Source organism: Streptomyces sp. NPDC005784, assembly GCF_042871525.1.
Classification (GTDB): Bacteria; Actinomycetota; Actinomycetes; order Streptomycetales; family Streptomycetaceae; genus Streptomyces.
Genome location: NZ_JBIAIQ010000005.1, coordinates 209,197 through 226,192, shown reverse-complemented (window position 1 = coordinate 226,192; position 16,996 = coordinate 209,197). Strand labels below are relative to the sequence as shown.

The 16,996-nt window shown below is 71.8% G+C and carries 20 protein-coding genes; 10 read left to right on the top strand and 10 right to left on the bottom strand.

Annotated elements, in window-relative coordinates; all coding sequences use genetic code 11:
• Positions 1–12: 12 nt before the first annotated feature.
• From ACFYR3_RS11360 to ACFYR3_RS11350, 3 genes are all read right to left on the bottom strand, one after another.
• Positions 13–1,242 (bottom strand): RNA polymerase sigma factor, encoded by a 1,230-nt coding sequence (locus ACFYR3_RS11360; protein ID WP_389282546.1) that lies wholly within the window; start codon positions 1,240–1,242, stop codon positions 13–15.
• Positions 1,239–1,562, bottom strand: a complete 324-nt coding sequence (locus ACFYR3_RS11355) for a YciI family protein (RefSeq protein WP_355839704.1) — start codon at positions 1,560–1,562, stop codon at positions 1,239–1,241. Before ACFYR3_RS11355 ends, ACFYR3_RS11360 begins: the two co-directional genes overlap by 4 nt.
• A 164-nt stretch (positions 1,563–1,726) precedes the next feature.
• Positions 1,727–2,080, bottom strand: coding sequence for a hypothetical protein (locus ACFYR3_RS11350; protein WP_355839706.1), 354 nt, complete (start codon positions 2,078–2,080; stop codon positions 1,727–1,729).
• Between the two features lie 259 nt (positions 2,081–2,339).
• Between ACFYR3_RS11350 and ACFYR3_RS11345 the strand changes: the two genes are divergently transcribed.
• Positions 2,340–3,377: a hypothetical protein gene (locus tag ACFYR3_RS11345; protein WP_389282544.1), complete on the top strand. Its 1,038-nt coding sequence runs from the start codon at positions 2,340–2,342 to the stop codon at positions 3,375–3,377.
• A gap of 77 nt (positions 3,378–3,454) precedes the next feature.
• A complete protein-coding gene (locus ACFYR3_RS11340) occupies positions 3,455–3,781 on the top strand; it encodes a hypothetical protein (protein ID WP_355839710.1) in 327 nt (108 codons plus the stop codon).
• Between the two features lie 23 nt (positions 3,782–3,804).
• Here ACFYR3_RS11340 and ACFYR3_RS11335 read toward each other — a convergent pair whose 3' ends face one another.
• Positions 3,805–4,197 (bottom strand): DUF5997 family protein, encoded by a 393-nt coding sequence (locus ACFYR3_RS11335; protein ID WP_355839711.1) that lies wholly within the window; start codon positions 4,195–4,197, stop codon positions 3,805–3,807.
• 114 nt (positions 4,198–4,311) lie between these two features.
• On the opposite strand from ACFYR3_RS11335, the gene ACFYR3_RS11330 reads away from it, so the two are divergent.
• From ACFYR3_RS11330 to ACFYR3_RS11315, 4 genes are all read left to right on the top strand, one after another.
• Positions 4,312–5,136, top strand: a complete 825-nt coding sequence (locus ACFYR3_RS11330) for a LysR family transcriptional regulator substrate-binding protein (RefSeq protein ID WP_355839713.1) — start codon at positions 4,312–4,314, stop codon at positions 5,134–5,136.
• A gap of 180 nt (positions 5,137–5,316) precedes the next feature.
• The gene (locus ACFYR3_RS11325; protein WP_355839715.1) at positions 5,317–5,736 is read left to right on the top strand and encodes a MerR family transcriptional regulator; all 420 of its coding nucleotides are present in this window, start codon (positions 5,317–5,319) and stop codon (positions 5,734–5,736) included.
• Complete coding sequence (locus tag ACFYR3_RS11320; RefSeq protein ID WP_355839717.1) at positions 5,733–6,185, top strand: carboxymuconolactone decarboxylase family protein; 453 nt, start codon at positions 5,733–5,735, stop codon at positions 6,183–6,185. The genes ACFYR3_RS11325 and ACFYR3_RS11320 overlap by 4 nt, the downstream gene beginning before the upstream one ends.
• 131 nt (positions 6,186–6,316) lie before the next feature.
• Positions 6,317–6,778: a DUF6314 family protein gene (locus tag ACFYR3_RS11315; protein ID WP_389282540.1), complete on the top strand. Its 462-nt coding sequence runs from the start codon at positions 6,317–6,319 to the stop codon at positions 6,776–6,778.
• Here the strand turns inward: ACFYR3_RS11315 and ACFYR3_RS11310 are convergent.
• Together ACFYR3_RS11310 and ACFYR3_RS11305 are read right to left on the bottom strand one after the other, a co-directional pair.
• Positions 6,760–7,353 carry a histidine phosphatase family protein gene (locus ACFYR3_RS11310; protein ID WP_355839721.1) on the bottom strand — a complete coding sequence of 198 codons (594 nt, stop codon included), beginning with the start codon at positions 7,351–7,353 and terminating at the stop codon, positions 6,760–6,762. The genes ACFYR3_RS11315 and ACFYR3_RS11310 overlap by 19 nt on opposite strands.
• Positions 7,354–7,643: 290 nt before the next feature.
• The gene (locus ACFYR3_RS11305) at positions 7,644–9,080 is read right to left on the bottom strand and encodes a PLP-dependent aminotransferase family protein (protein WP_389282538.1); all 1,437 of its coding nucleotides are present in this window, start codon (positions 9,078–9,080) and stop codon (positions 7,644–7,646) included.
• Between ACFYR3_RS11305 and ACFYR3_RS11300 the strand changes: the two genes are divergently transcribed.
• Positions 9,079–10,029, top strand: coding sequence for a DMT family transporter (locus tag ACFYR3_RS11300; protein ID WP_355839725.1), 951 nt, complete (start codon positions 9,079–9,081; stop codon positions 10,027–10,029). The two genes, ACFYR3_RS11305 and ACFYR3_RS11300, sit on opposite strands and share 2 nt — an antisense overlap.
• A gap of 92 nt (positions 10,030–10,121) precedes the next feature.
• Entirely contained in the window at positions 10,122–10,316 is a 195-nt protein-coding gene (locus ACFYR3_RS11295) for a DUF1918 domain-containing protein (RefSeq protein WP_355839727.1), read from the top strand.
• A gap of 35 nt (positions 10,317–10,351) precedes the next feature.
• Here ACFYR3_RS11295 and ACFYR3_RS11290 read toward each other — a convergent pair whose 3' ends face one another.
• On the bottom strand, positions 10,352–11,599 hold the full coding sequence (locus ACFYR3_RS11290) for a glycoside hydrolase family 10 protein (RefSeq protein ID WP_389282536.1): 1,248 nt from the start codon (positions 11,597–11,599) through the stop codon (positions 10,352–10,354).
• A gap of 128 nt (positions 11,600–11,727) precedes the next feature.
• Between ACFYR3_RS11290 and ACFYR3_RS11285 the strand changes: the two genes are divergently transcribed.
• Together ACFYR3_RS11285 and ACFYR3_RS11280 are read left to right on the top strand one after the other, a co-directional pair.
• The gene (locus tag ACFYR3_RS11285; protein WP_355839731.1) at positions 11,728–12,630 is read left to right on the top strand and encodes a 3-hydroxybutyryl-CoA dehydrogenase; all 903 of its coding nucleotides are present in this window, start codon (positions 11,728–11,730) and stop codon (positions 12,628–12,630) included.
• A gap of 203 nt (positions 12,631–12,833) precedes the next feature.
• On the top strand, positions 12,834–13,091 hold the full coding sequence (locus tag ACFYR3_RS11280; protein WP_355839733.1) for a hypothetical protein: 258 nt from the start codon (positions 12,834–12,836) through the stop codon (positions 13,089–13,091).
• A gap of 28 nt (positions 13,092–13,119) precedes the next feature.
• Here the strand turns inward: ACFYR3_RS11280 and ACFYR3_RS11275 are convergent, their stop codons facing one another.
• From ACFYR3_RS11275 to ACFYR3_RS11265, 3 genes are all read right to left on the bottom strand, one after another.
• On the bottom strand, positions 13,120–13,665 hold the full coding sequence (locus ACFYR3_RS11275; RefSeq protein ID WP_355839735.1) for an NUDIX domain-containing protein: 546 nt from the start codon (positions 13,663–13,665) through the stop codon (positions 13,120–13,122).
• Between the two features lie 189 nt (positions 13,666–13,854).
• On the bottom strand, positions 13,855–15,195 hold the full coding sequence (locus ACFYR3_RS11270) for a transcriptional regulator (protein ID WP_355839737.1): 1,341 nt from the start codon (positions 15,193–15,195) through the stop codon (positions 13,855–13,857).
• 379 nt (positions 15,196–15,574) lie between these two features.
• Complete coding sequence (locus ACFYR3_RS11265) at positions 15,575–16,528, bottom strand: PP2C family protein-serine/threonine phosphatase (RefSeq protein WP_389282709.1); 954 nt, start codon at positions 16,526–16,528, stop codon at positions 15,575–15,577.
• Positions 16,529–16,996 lie beyond the last annotated feature (468 nt).

Here is a 16,996-nt window from a genome sequence, read left to right as displayed (position 1 = left end):
GGTCCTGGGGCTCTACCCCAGTCGGTCGCGGCGGCGCGTCAGCCGGGCGGTCTCGGCGGTGTTGCCCGCCAGCTCGACGGCTTTGTCGTAGGCCGCGCGCGACTTGTGACCGCGGCCCAGCCGACGCAGCAGGTCGGCGCGGGTCGCGTGGTACGCGTGATACTCGGCCAACTCGTCCTCGAGACGGTCGACGGCCGCCAGCGCCACCTCCGGGCCGTCGAGCTCGGCGATCGCGATGGCTCGGTTGAGGGCGACAACCGGCGAGGGGTCGAGGCGGACGAGCTGGTCGTAGAGAGCAACGACCTGCGACCAGTCGGTGTCGCGTACATCGCGGGCGGAGGTGTGCACGGCGTTGATCGCCGCGAGGATCTGGTAGCGACCCGGAGCCGCACCGGCGGCCAGGCGCTCGCGTACCAGCCGATGCCCCTGGGCGATCAGCGCCGCGTCCCAGGCCCCACGGTCCTGCTCGTCGAGGGCGACCAGTGCGCCGCTCGACGAGACCCGGGCGGTGCGGCGGGCCTCGGTGAGAAGCATCAGTGCCAGCAGTCCGGCCACCTCCCCGTCCTGCGGCATGAGGGCACGGATCAGGCGCGTGAGCCGGATCGCCTCGGCGGTCAGGTCGTGACGTACGGGATCGGTGCCGGGGCCGGTCGCCAGATAGCCCTCGTTGAAGACGAGGAAGAGGACGGCCAGTACGCCGGAGACGCGTCCCGGGAGATCCTCCGCGGACGGCACCCGATAGGGGATGCGAGCCGCCTTGATCTTGGCCTTCGCGCGGGTGATCCGCTGCCCCATGGCGCTCTCCCGCACCAGGAAGGCACGGGCGATCTCGGCCATGGTCAGACCGCCGACCATGCGCAGCGTCAACGCCACCCGGGCCTCCATCGCGAGCGCCGGGTGACAGCAGGTGAAGATCAGCCGGAGCCGCTCGTCATCGATCGGCCCGAGAGGCTCGGGCGGGGCGTCGTACGACATCTGAGCCTCCGTCTGCTTGTCGCCGCGCTTGTTCTCGCGCCGGACCCGGTCGATGGCCTTGCGGTGGGCGGTCGTGGTCAGCCAGGCGCCGGGATTGGGCGGTACACCGTCGGCCGGCCACCGCTCGACGGCGGTCGCGAACGCCTCGGCCGCCGCCTCCTCGGCGATGTCGAGATCACCGAAACGCCTGGCCAGGGCGGCGACCACCCGCGCCCACTCCTCGTGGTGGGCCCGGGTGAGCGCCTCCCGGACGTCGATCACGCTCACAGGAACGGCCGCACCTCGACCTTCCGATGGCAGGCCTTGGACCCCTCAGCCGCCAGCTTGAGCACCACGTCGAGGTCGGGAGCCTCCAAAACCCAGAAGCCGACGAGGTACTCCTTCGACTCCAGGAAGGGCCCGTCGGTGAACAGCGCCTCACCACCGCGGTTGTCGATCACGGTGGCCGTGGCGGGCGCCCCGAGGCCGCCGGCGAAGACCCAGTACCCCTCGGCCACGAGCCGGTCGTTGAACACGTCGATCGCGGCCATCTCGTCCGGGGTGGCGAGGTCCGCCTTGTCATGGATCACGGAAACCAGGTACTGCATCTCGGATCGCCTCCTGCGCTTCGGGACGCCCCTCGCGGGCGACCTCTCACCCGTACTACGAACGGCCCCGCCCGGATCCGACACCGTCCCCGGATCCGCCGGGGAGGCCCGCGCGTGGCTGCACGGCCAGGCCGACGTCATCGACACCACACCCATGCCTGAACCTATGACGTGTCCCCGGGGAGCGGCTGCCCTCGCTCGGCCGCCCAATCCGGGCGCCACTTCGCCTGCCATTGGTCGAAGTCATCGCGCAGGAGCATGGGGTCCGCCGGTTCGAGCCGTACCTGCGGGCGCTCATCGGCCCACCAGAGCTCGAACTCGGCAACCGTCCCCTCGGCCGGCCAGTGCTCCACTGCCGTCGGCAAGAACAGCACGTCGACGAAGCCGCCGACCGCGAGGCCCATGTCGACGAAGATCCCGACCGCCCCGGGTTTCGGGACCCGCGTCACCGTCCCCTGGAACGTCTGGCCGAACCGCAGGCCGCCGCGCAGGCGGTCCCACTCCCCGATGTTCACCACCTCGGCATCCTCGCACCGTGCCTGCGCTTCGACGTCACGTCAGCGGGCTTCCGGGCGCCAGCCACCCGTTACGCCCGGAGTTGGACCGAATCCTGCGGTCCACCCCGTACGACAATCCCCTCCGGACCACGAGCGCGGCCCCCTCCACTCGGACACCACCTGATCGGATCTGAAGGGAAAGCACGAGCCCGCCTGATGAGTTCCGATCAAACCCTGGCATCGGCCTCGCAGGGCATCACCGGCTTGGAAGCATCCCCGCATGCGTCTCCCCCGGGCCCCGCACACGGCTCTCCTCCTCTGTGTCGCCGCGACGACACTCACCGGCTGCTCCGGAGCCGGGTCCGGCTCCCTGGACCGCTCGTCGGGCGCCCCGGGGTCCGTCCGTAGCAGCAGTACCGCGCCCTCCGTCGCGGCGGACTCCCGGCAGTCCGTGGTGACGTTCACCGGGGCGTCGTCGTCGAGGGCCGCGGACCTGCGCCGGACCACCGACCGTATGCGGGCGCGTGCCAGGTCACTGGGGCTCACGGACGTGCGCGTCGAGACGCACGATCGCGCCATCACCATCACGGGTCCCAGCGTCGACGAGAAGCGTCTGATGGAACTGGGTGTGTCCGGCCGCCTCGGTTTCCGTCCCGTTCTGGCGGAGGAGACGCCCGGCGCGCCGCAGGCACCGCAGCCGTCTCCCAGCGCCAGTTCCGACCCCGCGCAGGGGCGCGCCGTCACCGAAGGCCTGCGCCCTCGTGCCGCCGGGTCGGCGAGTGCCAGTGCCGTGCCGGCCCCGGCCGAGGGGGGTGCTCAGGACGCAGCGCTCCAGCAGCGCTTCGCGGCACTGGACTGCACGCGGCGGAAGCGGCCCGAGACAGAGCGGGACGCCCCTGCCCAGGACCCCGTCGTCGCCTGCGGAGCCGACGGCAGCGCATCCTCCCCGCGCGCCAAGTACCTGCTGGGTCCGACGGCCGTCGACGGCTCCCATGTCGCGTCGGCCAAGGCGCTGCGCGACCAGCAGATCGGGAACTGGACCGTGCGGCTGGACTTCGACTCGGTCGGCGCCCGGCAGTTCTCCGCCCTCACGGGAGACCTGTCCATCAACACCGCGCCGCAGAACCAGTTCGCCATCGTCCTGGACGGCGCCGTGATCTCCGCCCCGTCCGTGAGCCGGCGACTCGGCGGCGGCACCGCGGACATCTCCGGAAGCTTCACCCGGGAGTCGGCCGAGCAGCTCGCCGCCACCCTCGGCTCGGGAGCACTCCCGGCCCCCGTGGCCCTCACCAGCGTGACCCGGCTCCCGCACAGCTAGCCCGGACCATCAACGCCCGACGGACGCCGTACGGACGGCTGAAGGGCCCTCTCCCCAAAACCGTTGGAGGACCGACCTTGTCATCGTCGTCCGCTCACTGGAGCGCATACGAGATCTTCGCCGTGCTGTCGGGAATCATCCTGCTCGGAGCGGCCTTCGTGCCCGGGACAGCGGTCAAGGACCGGGCATGGTCCGTCCTGGGCGGGATCTTCCTCGTCTGCTACGGGTGGTACGTCGCCCACCGGACGACGGGCACGTTCCAGTTTCCCGTCGTCATCTTCCTGATCCCGCCGGGCGCGGTGATCTACCTGCTCGTCAAGGCGTTCGGCCACGCGGGCGGCCAGGGCTCCCCGCCCGGCCCGAGCGGATCCGACGGCCGCGGCACCCCGGGGATCGACGGCTGAGATCCCCGGCCGGGCGCCCCGGGTCAGGAACGCTTGGCGGCCCGCTCCGCGTTCTTCTCCTTGATGCGTACCGCTTCCTTGCGGGCCTCGGCCTGGGTGGCGCGCTCACGGCGCAGCCAGGTGGGCTCCTCGGTCTTCAGCACCTCGATCTGCTCGGTGGTGAGGGCCTCGCTGACGCCGCCGCGGGCGAGACCCGCGATGGAGACTCCGAGCTTGGCCGCGACGACCGGCCGCGGGTGCGGACCGGTGCGGCGCAGCTCCTGGAGCCACTCGGGCGGGTCGGTCTGCAGCGCGTTCAGCTCGGCACGGGAGACGACACCCTCCTGGAACTCGGCGGGGGTGGCCTCGAGGTACACACCCAGTTTCTTCGCCGCGGTGGCGGGCTTCATCGTCTGGGCGGTCTGGTGCGAACTCATGGGTCAAGGGTATCGACCGCCCGGGCCCCCGCCGACCATCGCGGGTGCGGCACCCGTGGCCATGCCGAGCATCGCCGGTGCGGCGCCCATGGCCACGCCGGGTAATCTGACGTGGTGACCGGCTCCGAAGCATCCCCCTCGTTCAGGCTCGCCTACGTTCCAGGGGTGACGCCCTCGAAGTGGGTGCGGATCTGGAACGAACGGATGCCCGGCGTACCCCTGGCCCTCGTCCCGGTGTCCGCCGCCGAGGTGTACGACGTCCTGCGGCGCGGCGACGCCGACGCGGGCTTCGTCCGGCTGCCCGTCGACCGGGCCGATCTCAGCGCGATCCCCCTCTACACCGAGACGACGGTCGTCGTGGTCCCGAAGGATCACATCGTGGCGGCGGTCGAGCAGGTCTCCGGTGAGGATCTCGCCGACGACATCGTGCTGCACCCCCTCGACGACCCGCTGGACTGGGAGCGACTGCCGGGCAAGCCCGCGCTGGAGCGGCCCGCCGGTACGGAGGATGCCGTCGAGCTCGTCGCGGCGGGCATCGGCGTCGTGGTGGTTCCGCAGTCGCTCGCCCGCCTCCACCACCGCAAGGACCTCACGTACCGGACGGTCACGGACGCCCCCGAGTCACGTGTCGCGCTGGCCTGGCCCGAGGAGCGGACCACCGATCTGGTGGAGGATCTCATCGGCATCGTGCGCGGCCGCACGGTGAACAGCACGCGAGGACGTTCCCAGCCCCCGGCCGCGGCACAGCAGAAGGACCGGGGCGCGGCCAAGTCCACTTCCCGGAAATCGGACTCGGCCGGCGGCGCGCGACGCAAGCCCACGCCCGGCAAGGCGGGCGGCAAGGGCGGTGGCAAGGCCACGGCCAGGAACCCCCGCAGCAGCGGTACCGGCGGCCCCAAGGGCGGCGCGAAGCGCGGCAAGCCCCGCCGCAGCTCCTGATCCGGTTCCAGTTCCCCGTCCGGTGGTTCACGATCCGACGCCGGCTCAGGCTCCGGTTGCCGCTCGGGCTCCGGTTGCCGATTCGGCTCCGGCCTCGTCGACGTGGTGACCCGCGTCGGCGCTGACGCACTCCCCGGCACCGCTTGACCTGGAGCGCGCTCCAGGTTCTACGGTTTCTCCATGACCAGCGGACAGCCCCTCCCGCACACCGCGGAACCGACCCTCACGATCGCCCAGGTCGTCGACCGCACCGGCCTCTCGCACGACACGTTGCGCTACTACGAGAAGGCCGGCCTGATCGAGCGGGTCGGCCGGACCACCGGGAACCAGCGGCGTTACCTGGCGGCGGACCTGGCCTGGCTGGAGTTCCTGATCCGGCTGCGGGAGACCGGCATGTCGATCGCGGACATGCAGCGGTTCGCGGAGCTGCGTTCCCGGGGCGACGCGACGGTCCCCGACCGGCTGGCGATGCTCCGTGAACACAGCACCGACCTGAAGAACCGGATCCGCGCGCTGCGCCGGAACGCGTCCGCCCTCGACGACAAGATCGACCACTACGAACGGCTGCTGGAGCGGCCGGGATCGGACGACCCGACATGAGCGACGCCGTGAAGAACACCGAGTCCACCACCCGCGAGGAGCGTTTCGAGCACGGTCTGAAGGTCCTTGACCGGGTGGACGGCGAGGCGGGTCGGCGGGTGCTCGCCGCGCTCGGTGACATCAACCCCGAGCTGGGCCACCAGATCGTCGCCTGGGGCTTCGGGGACATCTACGACCGGCCCGGACTCGCCCCGCGCGACCGCCAGTTGGTGACCCTCGGCATGCTCACCGCGCTCGGCGGCTGCGAGACCCAGCTGGAGGTGCACGTCAGCGCGGCCCTGAACGTCGGGCTGTCCCCGGAGCAGATCGTCGAGGCGCTGCTGCACTCCGCCGTCTACTGCGGCATTCCGAAGGCGATGAACGCGACCCTGGTCGCGAAGAAGGTGTTCGGCGAACGTGGGCTGCTGCCGGTCGCTCAGCGGCCCACGACCGGCCCTGCCGCCGCCTGATCCCCAGCATGACTTGATGGCACACCGTTCGAGATGTCAGATTTCATCGACACTTCGAACGGCAGGACAGGAAGAGGCCGGAGCGCGTCAATGGGTCGCGCGGCTCCGGGCAGGGCGGAGGACTGGACAGCATGGGTGAGTTCTGGCCGGTGCGGGACGTACTGACGTACCTGACCGGAAGCTGGCGGGTGGAGCGCACCGTGCGGGACCTCGCGAGCGACGCGGAGGGGCGCTTCACCGGCACGACGATTTTCGGGCCGCTGGAAGAAGCGGAGCCGCTGGAGGACGCGGGACTGCTGCACCAGGAGTCGGGCACCTTCGTGTGGCAGGGCGTGGCGCGGCCCGCCGAGCGGACCCTTCGGTTCCTGCCGGGACGGGACCCCGGGACCGCTCTCGTACAGTTCTCCGACGGCCGCCCGTTCCACGACCTGGATCTGACGAGCGGGCGGTGTGTCGCCGACCATCCGTGCGCGGCGGACCTCTACCGGGGCGAGTTCACCGTCCGCGACGACCATCACTGGCGGTCGGTCTGGCGGGTGCGGGGGCCGGCGAAGGACCTGGTGCTCACCACCGGCTACGCACGCCTGGCCTGAGTGATCGCCCCGTCGAAGCGCAGATTCCAGCGGCCCGACCGGCCCGTCACGCTGATCGCCGACAAGGGGCGGACGTCGATGTTCCAGTACGTCGACGGTGGCGCCTTCAGCGCGTAGACCACCGCGGCCCGGACGACCGACGGCTCGGCCACCGCGACGATGCTGCCGCCGTCGTCCCCCGGCCGGGTGTCGAGCCAGGCGCCGACGCGGGCGATGAAGGACAGCAGGCTCTCGCCGCCATGGGGCGTGGAGCGCGGGTCGGCCAGCCAGGAGTCGACTGCCTCGGGCTCGCGGGCCATGGCCTCACCCAGGGTGAAGCCCCGCCACCGGCCCATGTCGCAGTCGCGCAGTGCGAGCTGGACCAGGGGGGCGTAGCCGAGGACGTCACCGGTGGCACGGCTGCGCGGCGTCGGCGCGCAGTAGCGAAGCTCGGCCGCGGCCAGCGGCAGCAGCCCGGCGGCGGCGCGCTGCACTTCTTCCCAGCCCGCCTGGTCCAGCGGCCGGTCGTCCTCGAAGCGCTCGGCGAGCAGCGACGAGCTGCGCGCGGCGGCGACGAACGTGACCCGAAGATGCATGCGCAGATCGTGGAGCGCGGGACTCCGCAGGTCAAGGGGGTTACGCAGAGTATCCAAATGTTTCACCGGAACATCAGCTTCCGGCCTGTGCGCGCCGACAGTCCGGACACCCCGGATTCGATCTTCGTGCCGACGCGGCCCCTGCCGACCGGGCGAGGAACCACGAGCGCGGCTCGCGAATGCCGCGCGGCCGGAGAGACGCGAGGTCGGAGCTCCGCCCGGGGTCCCGGCTCGACTCCGTCCGGCACAGCGCTCGACTCCGTCCGGCGCGGAGTTCGGGCGCTCCCGGCTCAGGCCCGCACCTCGTCGTACGCCGCCGTCAGTCTCCGTACGCCCTCCGTGATCTCCTCCGTCCCCGCCACCGCCGCGAAGCTCAACCGGATCTGGGCGGCCGGGGGTTCGGCGCTGTAGTAGGGGCGGCCGGGGGTCACGGCCACGCCCGCGCGCAGGGCGGCGGCGACGAGCGCGGACTCGTCGGTGCCGTCGGGCAGCCGGGCCCACAGGTGGTAGCCGCCGAACGGGATGTGCGGCAGGGCCAGTTCGGGGAACCGTAGCCGCAGTGCGGCGGTCATGGTGTCGCGCCGGGCCTTCAACTCGGCGGAAACCGTGCGCAGATGACGCGGCCAGGCCGGCGAGCCGACGAGTTCGAGCGCGGCCTCTTGGAGCGGGCGGGGTACGAAGAAGGTGTCGACGACCTGGATGGCGCGCAGTCGTTCGAGCACCGGACCGCGCGCGGCCAGTGCGCTCACCCGGAAGCTCGGCGAGGTCGCCTTGGTCAGGGAACCGACGTGCACCACGACTCCGTCGGGGTCCTCGGCCGCCAGCGGACGCGGCAGCGGGCCCGCGTCCTCGTGCACCAGGCGGCGTACGAAATCGTCCTCGACGACGAAGGCTCCGGCGTCCCGCGCGATGCGCAGCACCTCGCCCCGCCGCTCGGGCGCGAGTACGGCACCGGTCGGATTCTGGAACAGCGGCTGACACACGAAGACCCGGGCACCGGTCGCTCTGAAGGCGTCGGCGAGGAGCTCGGGCTTCACCCCGTCGGGATCCACCGGGACCGGAACGGGGCGAAGACCGGCGGCGCGGGCGATGGCCAGCATGCCCGGATACGTGGGTGACTCGACCAGGACCGGGGCGCCGGGCGGCGCGAGCGCGCGCAGGGCGGTCGTCAGGGCGGACTGGCCGCCCGCCGCGACGAGCACCTCGGCGGCGCCGATCGCCCCGCCGATCCCCCGCGCGAACCACTCGCGCAGTTCGGGCAGACCCTCCATGGGCGGCCGGGACCACGCGCCGGGTCGGCGGCCCGCCCGGGAGAGGGCCGCGCCCATCGCCCGTTCCGGCTGGAGCGAGGGGTGCAGATAGCCGCCGTTGAACTCGACGACACCGGGCGGTGGCGCGGCGAGCGAGGCGAGAACGCCGGACGCGTCCACCGTGCGGGGGACGACCTCGGCCGCGGCGTCCGCGCTGAGCGCGACTTCCTGCCAGGACGTGTCCCCGGTGGACGTGATGACGGACCGGGGCCGCGCCCGGAAGGCGCCCGCACCGGGCCGGGTGACCACGAGCCCCTCGGCGGCCAGCTGCGCCAGCGCCCGGGACACGGTCACCGGGCTCACACGGAATCGCTCGACGAGTGCCCTGCTCGATGGCAGCTTTCCACCTGGAGAGTAGCGGTTCAATTCCTGCCGCAGCTGATTCGCCAGATCGCCCACACTGCTACGCTCTTGCATGAGAACTGAGAGTAGCGCTATCGAGCGGACCGGGATAGCGGTCAGCACCGAGCCGGCGGCCGTCCTCCCGCCCCGGAGCCCCGCGCCGAAGGACCGCCGCTCGGGCACCCTGCAGGCGGCCCTCGGCGTCACCGCTTTCTCCCTCACCTTTCCCGCGACCGCCTGGGGCCTGGAGGGCTTCGGCCCCTGGTCGCTGGTGGCCGTGCGCTGCGTCCTCGCGGCGGTCGTCGCGGGCGGCTGCCTTCTCGCGCTGCGGATCCCCCTGCCCGACCGACGGCACCTGGCGGGCCTCGCCGTCGTCGCCGCCGGTGTCGTCCTCGGCTTCCCGCTGCTGACGACTCTCGCCCTGCGGACCTCGACCACCGCCCACGCCGCCGTGGTCGTCGGACTGCTGCCGCTCACGACGGCGCTGTTCTCGTCGCTGCGCACCGGCGCACGGCCGTCGCGGATGTTCTGGCTGGCGGCCTGCGCGGGTGCGGCCGCCGTGATCGCGTTCACCGTGCAGCAGAGCGGTGGCGCCCTGACCGGTGCGGACGCCTATCTGTTCGGGGCGCTGCTGATCTGCGCGGCGGGCTACACCGAGGGCGGCCGGCTCGCCCGCCTGATGCCGGGCTGGCAGGTCATCGGCTGGGCCCTGGTCCTGTGTCTGCCGCTCAGCGTCCCGGGCGCGCTGGTGGCACTGTCGTACGAGCCGGTGCGGCTGACGGCGCACAGCGTGACCGGGCTGCTGTGGGTCGCGGCCGGTTCGCAGTTCCTCGGTCTGGTCGTCTGGTACCGGGGGATGGCGTCGATCGGGATTCCGAAGGCCAGCCAGTTGCAGCTGGCCCAGCCGCTGCTCACACTGGTGTGGTCGGTACTGCTCCTGGGCGAGCGGCTCACCCCGGCGGCACCCCTGACGGCGGCCGCCGTCCTCGTCTGCATCGCCCTCACCCAGCGGGCGCGCAGCTGACCCGCACGCACAGGCCGGGCCAACCCGCGCCCCCGGCCGTAGACTTGAGGCCACGAACCGTTACTCCCGTACAGGACGAGGAGACCGTTCAGATGCACGCAACCAAAGGCGACCAGCTGGTGCAGCACGGCAGGACCGTCGGCCAGCACGACAAGGTCGCGGAAATCACCGAGGTCATGGGAGCCGAAGGCTCTCCCCCCTACCGCGTGCGGTTCGAGGACGGTCACGAAGCCGTGTGCTCGCCGGGCCCGGACTCCGAGATCCGCCACCGGGACATGCCGCGGTAGGACGAGCACGACGGACGCCGGAGGCCGGTGGACCCTCAGCCCGGGGGCTTCGCCGGCTGCCGGTAGTGGTCGGCGACGACCCGTGCCATCGCTCCGATGCGGTCGGCGCCGGCCTCCTTGGCGGCGAAGAAGATGTGGCCCTTCACCTCCGGATGCTTCGCGGCCAGCGTGAGATGGCGGGAGAGTTCGGCCGGGTCCTGCCAGGCCGCGGGCTGCGCCGGGTCGCCCGCCTTGTAGAGCGCCTCACCCGCGTACAGCCGCACGCCCGTTCCCCGGGCGACCCCCGCCCACCAGGGCAGCAGCTTCGCGTAGTCGGCGGCGGCGAAGCCGATGTGCCAGTAGAGCTGGGGGCAGATGTAGTCGATCGAGCGCTCCCTGACCCACTTCCTGGTGTCGGCGTACAGATCGTCGTACGTCTCGATACCGGCCCGGGTCTGCGAGCCGAGCGGGTCGGTCGACGCGTTGCGCCAGACCCCGAAGGGGCTGATCCCGAAGCGGACCCCGGGCCGGACCTTCTTGATGCCCGCCGCCATCTCCAGCACCAGCCGGTCGATGTTGTCGCGCCGCCAGGCCGCTCTGTCCGGGAAGCCCGCGCCGTGTTCGGCGTACGCCGCGCCGTCGTCGAAGTCCTCGCCGGCCACCGGGTACGGATAGAAGTAGTCGTCCCAGTGCACACCGTCGACCGGGTACCGGCGCACCGCGTCGAGCATCGCGGTCCGGACGAACGTCCGGACCGGGGGCAGCCCGGGGTTGTAGTAGAGCTTCCCGCCGTACCGCACGATCCAGTCCGGGTGGACACGGGCGGGGTGCGAGGGGGCGAGCCTGCCGGGGTCCGGCTGCCCCGAGACGCGGTACGGGTTGAACCAGGCGTGCAGTTCCAGGCCACGCGCGTGCGCCTCCCGCACCGCGGTGCCCAGCGGGTCCCAGCCGGGGTCCTTGCCCTGGACGCCGGTCAGGTACTGGGACCACGGCTCGTACGGCGAGGGCCACAGCGCGTCGGCGGTGGGACGGACCTGGAAGATCACGGTGTTGAGGCGCAGGCGCACCGCCGTGTCGAGACGGTCGAGCAGTTCGGCACGCTGGCGCGCGGGGCTCAGACCGGTGCGGGAGGGCCAGTCGCGGTGCGAGGTGGTCGCGAGCCACATGCCCCGCACGGCGCGCGGGGCCGCCGACCGGCGCGCCGAGGCCGGGCCCCGGGCGGCCGCCGCGTCCCCCGCCGTACCGAACCCCGACAGCGTCGCGAGCGCGGCCGCCGCGAACGCCCGGCGTGGCAGTCGCCCCATATCCGCACCCCTACGCTGTGAATCCGATCGGCCACGGACCGTACCGCCACCCAGCATGCACCACCCCGACGATCGATCATCGATACTTGGGGGTAACGTGCACGTTCGGAGCAGGGACCGAACAACGGATGACCTGCCGGGCCGTACGGATCAGCGAAGGGGACGATGTGACCGACATCGAACGCGTCGGAGTGGTGGGCTGCGGCCAGATGGGAGCGGGCATTGCCGAGGTGTGCGCCCGCGCCGGACTGGACGTCAAGGTCGCCGAGACCACCGGCGAAGCCCTGGAGATCGGCCGAACCCGGCTCTTCACTTCGCTCTCCAAGGCGGCCGAACGCGGAAAGATCTCCGAGGACGAGCTCAAGGCCACTCAGGACCGGCTGAGCTTCACCACGGACCTCGGCGAGTTCGCCGACCGCGACCTGGTGATCGAGGCCGTCGTCGAGAACGAGCAGGTGAAGACCGAGATCTTCCAGGTGCTCGACCAGGTGGTGACCAGGCCGGACGCGATCCTCGCCTCCAACACCTCCTCGATCCCGCTGGTGAAGCTGGCCGTCGCGACCTCGCGTCCCGACCAGGTCATCGGCATCCACTTCTTCAACCCGGCCCCGGTGCAGCAGCTCGTGGAGCTGATCCCGGCGCTGACCACCTCCGAGGGCACCATCGGGCGCGCCCAGCTGTTCGCCGAGAAGGCGCTCGGCAAGCACGCGATCCGCGCTCAGGACCGTTCGGGCTTCGTCGTCAACGCGCTGCTGATCCCCTATCTCCTGTCCGCGATCCGGATGTTCGAGTCGGGTATCGCGAGCCGCGAGGACATCGACAACGGCATGGAGATGGGCTGCGCCCACCCGATGGGCCCGCTCAAGCTGTCCGACCTGATCGGCCTCGACACGGTGGCCTCGGTCGCGTACTCGATGTACGAGGAGTACAAGGAGCCGCTGTACGCCGCTCCCCCGCTGCTCCAGCGCATGGTGGACGCGGGACGCCTCGGCCGGAAGTCGGGCTCGGGGTTCTACACCTACGGCCAGTGATAGCGGAACGCTGACTCCGTTCCGCGGAATTCGGGCGGGCGCGGGCCCGGCACCTTTTACGGTGCCGGGCCCGCGCCGTTCACACGCCGTGTGCGCGCCGGGCCCGCATATGCCGCGCGCACACGCTCCCCACGCACCCACCAGGCGAGTTGACTTTCCGTGCACGGACAAGGGATGTGCCGACTACGGAAAGGAGCGGACTCGTGACCGCCGACCCTCAGCATCCCGTGGCGCCGAAGGAACTCGCGGAGTTACGTCGGTCTCTCGAAGTGGGGTTCACCCGCATCGAGGGAGGACTGGCACTGCTCACTCAGCGCGACGACCAGACGGCCAAGGATCTCGATGACCTCAGCACACGGATCGTCGCGCTCGAACACACCCGCTGGCCACTGCCCACCGTCGCCGTCGTCGCGGCCGTGGGCGCACTGGCCGTCGCGGTCTGGCAGGCTCTGGGGCGCTAAGGCCCAGGGAGCTGCGAGGGGGGACCGTTCAGGGTAACGCGTCCTGCCCCAGCCTGAGATGGTGCAGGAGCAGCAGCGCGGCCGCCATGTTGGCGGCCGGGACCTCACCACGGGCGACCATGTCGGGGACGAGTTTCAGGGGAACCCATTCCCGGCGGTCGGACTCGAAGTCGTCCACGGGGTGTCCGATGTACTCACCCTCGTCGGCCCAGTAGATGTGATGCCGGGCGTCGGTGAGCCCGTTGGAGGGCTCGACACTCATCAGATGCCGCAGGGGCCCCGGTCGCCACCCGGTCTCCTCCTCCAGTTCGCGGGCCGCCGCGGCGGCGATGTCCTCGCCGTCCTCCACGACGCCCGCCGCGAGCTCCCATCCCCAGCTGTCGGTGATGAAGCGGTGCCGCCACAGGAGCAGCACCTCGTTGGCCTCGTTCACCACCGTGGCCACGGCGACGGGCCGCAGCCGGATCAGGAAGTGATCGAGATGCCGCCCGTCCGGCAGCTCCACATCTGCGAGATTGACGCTGAACCAGCGGTTTTCATACACAGTTTGTTCGTTCTGTTTCGTCCACTGCACGGTTCTGCCACCTTCCGCCGAGTAGATGGCAATATCGCAGCAGCAGCGTCCTGACAGCAGGGCTCACAGGGGTCGGGGCGCAGCGCGGTGGCGGTGAACAGGGTCCGGCGGAGCGGTGGCCGGCGTTCCGGTGCGGCTCGTGAAGGGGCTGTCCGGTGCGGCCGGTGAAACGGCTGTCCGGGGTGCTCCCTACAGCGGTACGCGCAGTGCGCCGTCGATGAGTTCAGCGGCCTCGGTCGTGCCCGCGCAACCGCTGCGCACCAGGTGCTCGCGTACCGCGCGGAGTCTGTCGCGCAGCCGCTGGGACTCCATCCCCCGTGCCTGCTCCGCCATTTGGACGGCCGTCGCCACCGCCTTGTCGGCATTGCCCTGGCGCAGTTCGATCTGGCTGAGCATGGCCAACCGGTGCACGCGCCCCCGGTCGTGCGCCGGAGTGTCGACGGCGGCCACGGCGTGCTCCGCGGCGGCCACCAGGTCGCCGAGGCTGAGCAGCGCCTCCGCCACCTGCACGTTGACCAGTCCCGGCTGGACATAGCCGGTCTCGTCGGGCTCGTAACCGCGCCGGATGCGATCGGCGGCCTGCTCGGCACGCCGTATGCAGGACAGCGCGCTGCTGCCGTCGCCGAGGTGTGCGTACGCCTTCGCCTGCATCGCGTAGAGGTCGGAGGCGAGCGCCGGGGTGATGTGGCGTCCCGCGGCGCGCAGCGCGGCCTCGGCGAAGGCGACCGCCTGCCGGTACTCACGCATGAACAGCGACTGGTTGACGAGCAGAGCTATGACGTAGGCGCCAAGTCCCCTGTCCCCACTGGCCTTCGCCAGCCGCAGGGCCTGGTGGAAGTAGCGCTGGGCGAGTCCGTGCGCGTCGGAGTCGTAGGCGCAGATGCCCGCGATGGCCACCAACCCGCCGGTGGCACGGTGGAGTTGGCGGCCGGTGGCGTCGGTGTAGCCGCCGCGCAGCAGGGGCGCGGTCTCGGAGTTGAGGAAGCCGACGATCCGGGTTCGGGTCGCTATGCCCCCGGCCTTGCGGTACATCTGCTCGTAGTGGGCCCGTGCCGCTCGCAGCATCTCGATGTCGGCCATGCTGACGTGATGGCGGCCGCCGCGGGAGACATCCACGTCCTCGGGCGGGTTCTCCCACTCCCACACGGGCATCACCGCGGGTGTTCCGGTGACTGCCGGGGCGCCGAGTATGTGCGGGCGCTGCTGTTCGTCGGAGCGCCACAGGGCGGTGGCGCGTTCGACGAAGCCGGAGAGCGTGCCGGCGTGCGGGGTGGAGGGTTCGCCGGGGACCCCGAGGCCGATGTCGTCGAGCGTGACGGGCCGGTGCAGTCGCGCCGCGAGCACCTCGCAGATCAGGTCGGGCACCTGGCCGCGCGGTCGCTGGCCCTTCAACCACCGCGCCACGGCGGTGTGTTCGTAGCGCAGCGCGAGACCGCGCGCCCGCCCCGCCTGGTTGACGTGAGCGGCGAGTCCCGCGTGCGAGATGCCTGCCTCGTCGAGAATCGCGTCGAGCAGAGTGTTGGGCTGCATGGGAGGCCCCCCGAGTGGCTCGTTGCCGGCGGCGCCGATCGTGCCCGACCGCACCAGAGAGAGTAGTGCGTCCCCTTTCACACGGGGTGTGATGGGAATGCCCGTATCCGCGCTGTACGCGCGCTGTCGCGGAGAGTTTCGTACCGGTTGACTGAAATGCCTCGCAAGAGGCCGGCCGGGCCGCCGGCTCCCCCTCGTACAGTGCGGCGGCCCGCTCCGCGCCGTCCGCCCGGCTGTCTGCCCGACACTCCATGGCCGGGCGGACGGCAGAGCCGGCCCGGCCGGGGCGACCGCGGGACTCCGGTCGTCCGGGTGCGGGTCCCGTGGCCGGTCGACCCCGGGAACGCGGAGCCGCGTGCCGCCACTCCCGGGACCATTCCTAGCGAGGCACGTGATGGGAGACGCGATCCTGTTTCAGGGCGACGGGCCGACGGTCGTTGTGCAGCACCAGAAGGGCCACGTCGTCGTCGGGCCTGCCGCCGGTGTGGCGCAGCAAGCCGGTGAAGACCGCGCGCAGCACGGCCTGCGGTACGACGGGCCCGTCGCGGACGGCCGCCGCGAGCGCCGGGAGCAGCGGAAAGAACCGCCCCCGGGTGTCCCGCGCGTCCTCGACACCGTCGGTGTGCAGGAAGAGGCCCTCGCCGGGCCGGAGTCGGCCGCAGGCCTCGGCCGGGAGACCGGCCGGGAGCGGGAACGGCCCGAGCGGGGGCAGCGGTTCGGCACGGACGAGGGGCCGGACACGGCCCCTGCCGAGCAGATACGGCCAGGGATGGCCGCAGTTGAGGGCGTGCACCTCGCCGTCGCTGCGGATCTCCAGCAGCAGAACGGTCACGAACTCCTCGGCGGCCGGGCTGTCGGGGTCGAGCCCGGCCGAGAGATGTTCGGCCCGGTCCCCCTCGCGCAGATGCCGGGCCAGTGCCCGCTCGAGTCTTCTGAGGACGCCGCCGAGTTCGGGTTCGTCGTGCGCGGCCTCGCGGAAGCTGCCGAGGACCGCGGCTACGGTCCCGATGGCGCCGAGTCCGTGCCCGCGGACGTCCCCCATCACGACCCGCACTCCGTGTTCGGTGGCGATCGCCTCGTACAGATCGCCGCCGATGATCGCGCCGTGGTCCGCGGAGAGCTGGACCGCGGCGATGTTCAGCCCGTCGATGCGCGGTGGCAGGGGGCGCAGCAGGACGTTCTGCGCGGCCCCCGCGACCTTGCGGACCTGCCGGAGTTCGCGCAGCAGCGCTCTTCTGACGTGAAGTATCAGACCGGCGCCGACCGCGAAGAAGACGGCGCTGGTGACGACGCGGGCACCGAGCCCGTTCTGCTGTGCGAGCGGACAGGCCATCTTGTACGAGATCGCCAGCGCGCCCCAGACCGCGGGCAACCCCAGGTTCACCGCCCTGCGCAGCGGCAGCCGGTCGGCGGTGCGGCGGACCCGGTGGCCGAGGCGGCCGTGTGTGCCGGGTCCGCACTCCTCACGGGTGAACCCGATGCGGGGTCTGCGACCGCGCACCGCCCGGTCGAAGCCGGCCCTCAGCCGCTCACCCCGGCGTCGCGGCCCGGGGACCGCCCCGGCCGGGTTCCGCGAATGCGTGTGGAGCGTCGCCCTGCGGGGAGCCCCAGCCTTGATACGGATCATGCCGATTGGCCCCCCAATAGGCACTGACAGCGCAACCGGCCTCGGAGAGACCGGTCCGATTCTGTCGACCGCCCGGCCCGGCCGGGCCGGATCGCCCGGACTTGTCACCCGAATGAGTGAGGTGTGTTCGGACTCCCGCATTTATGCAGGCAGGGGCCGGGGGAAGCCCCCGGG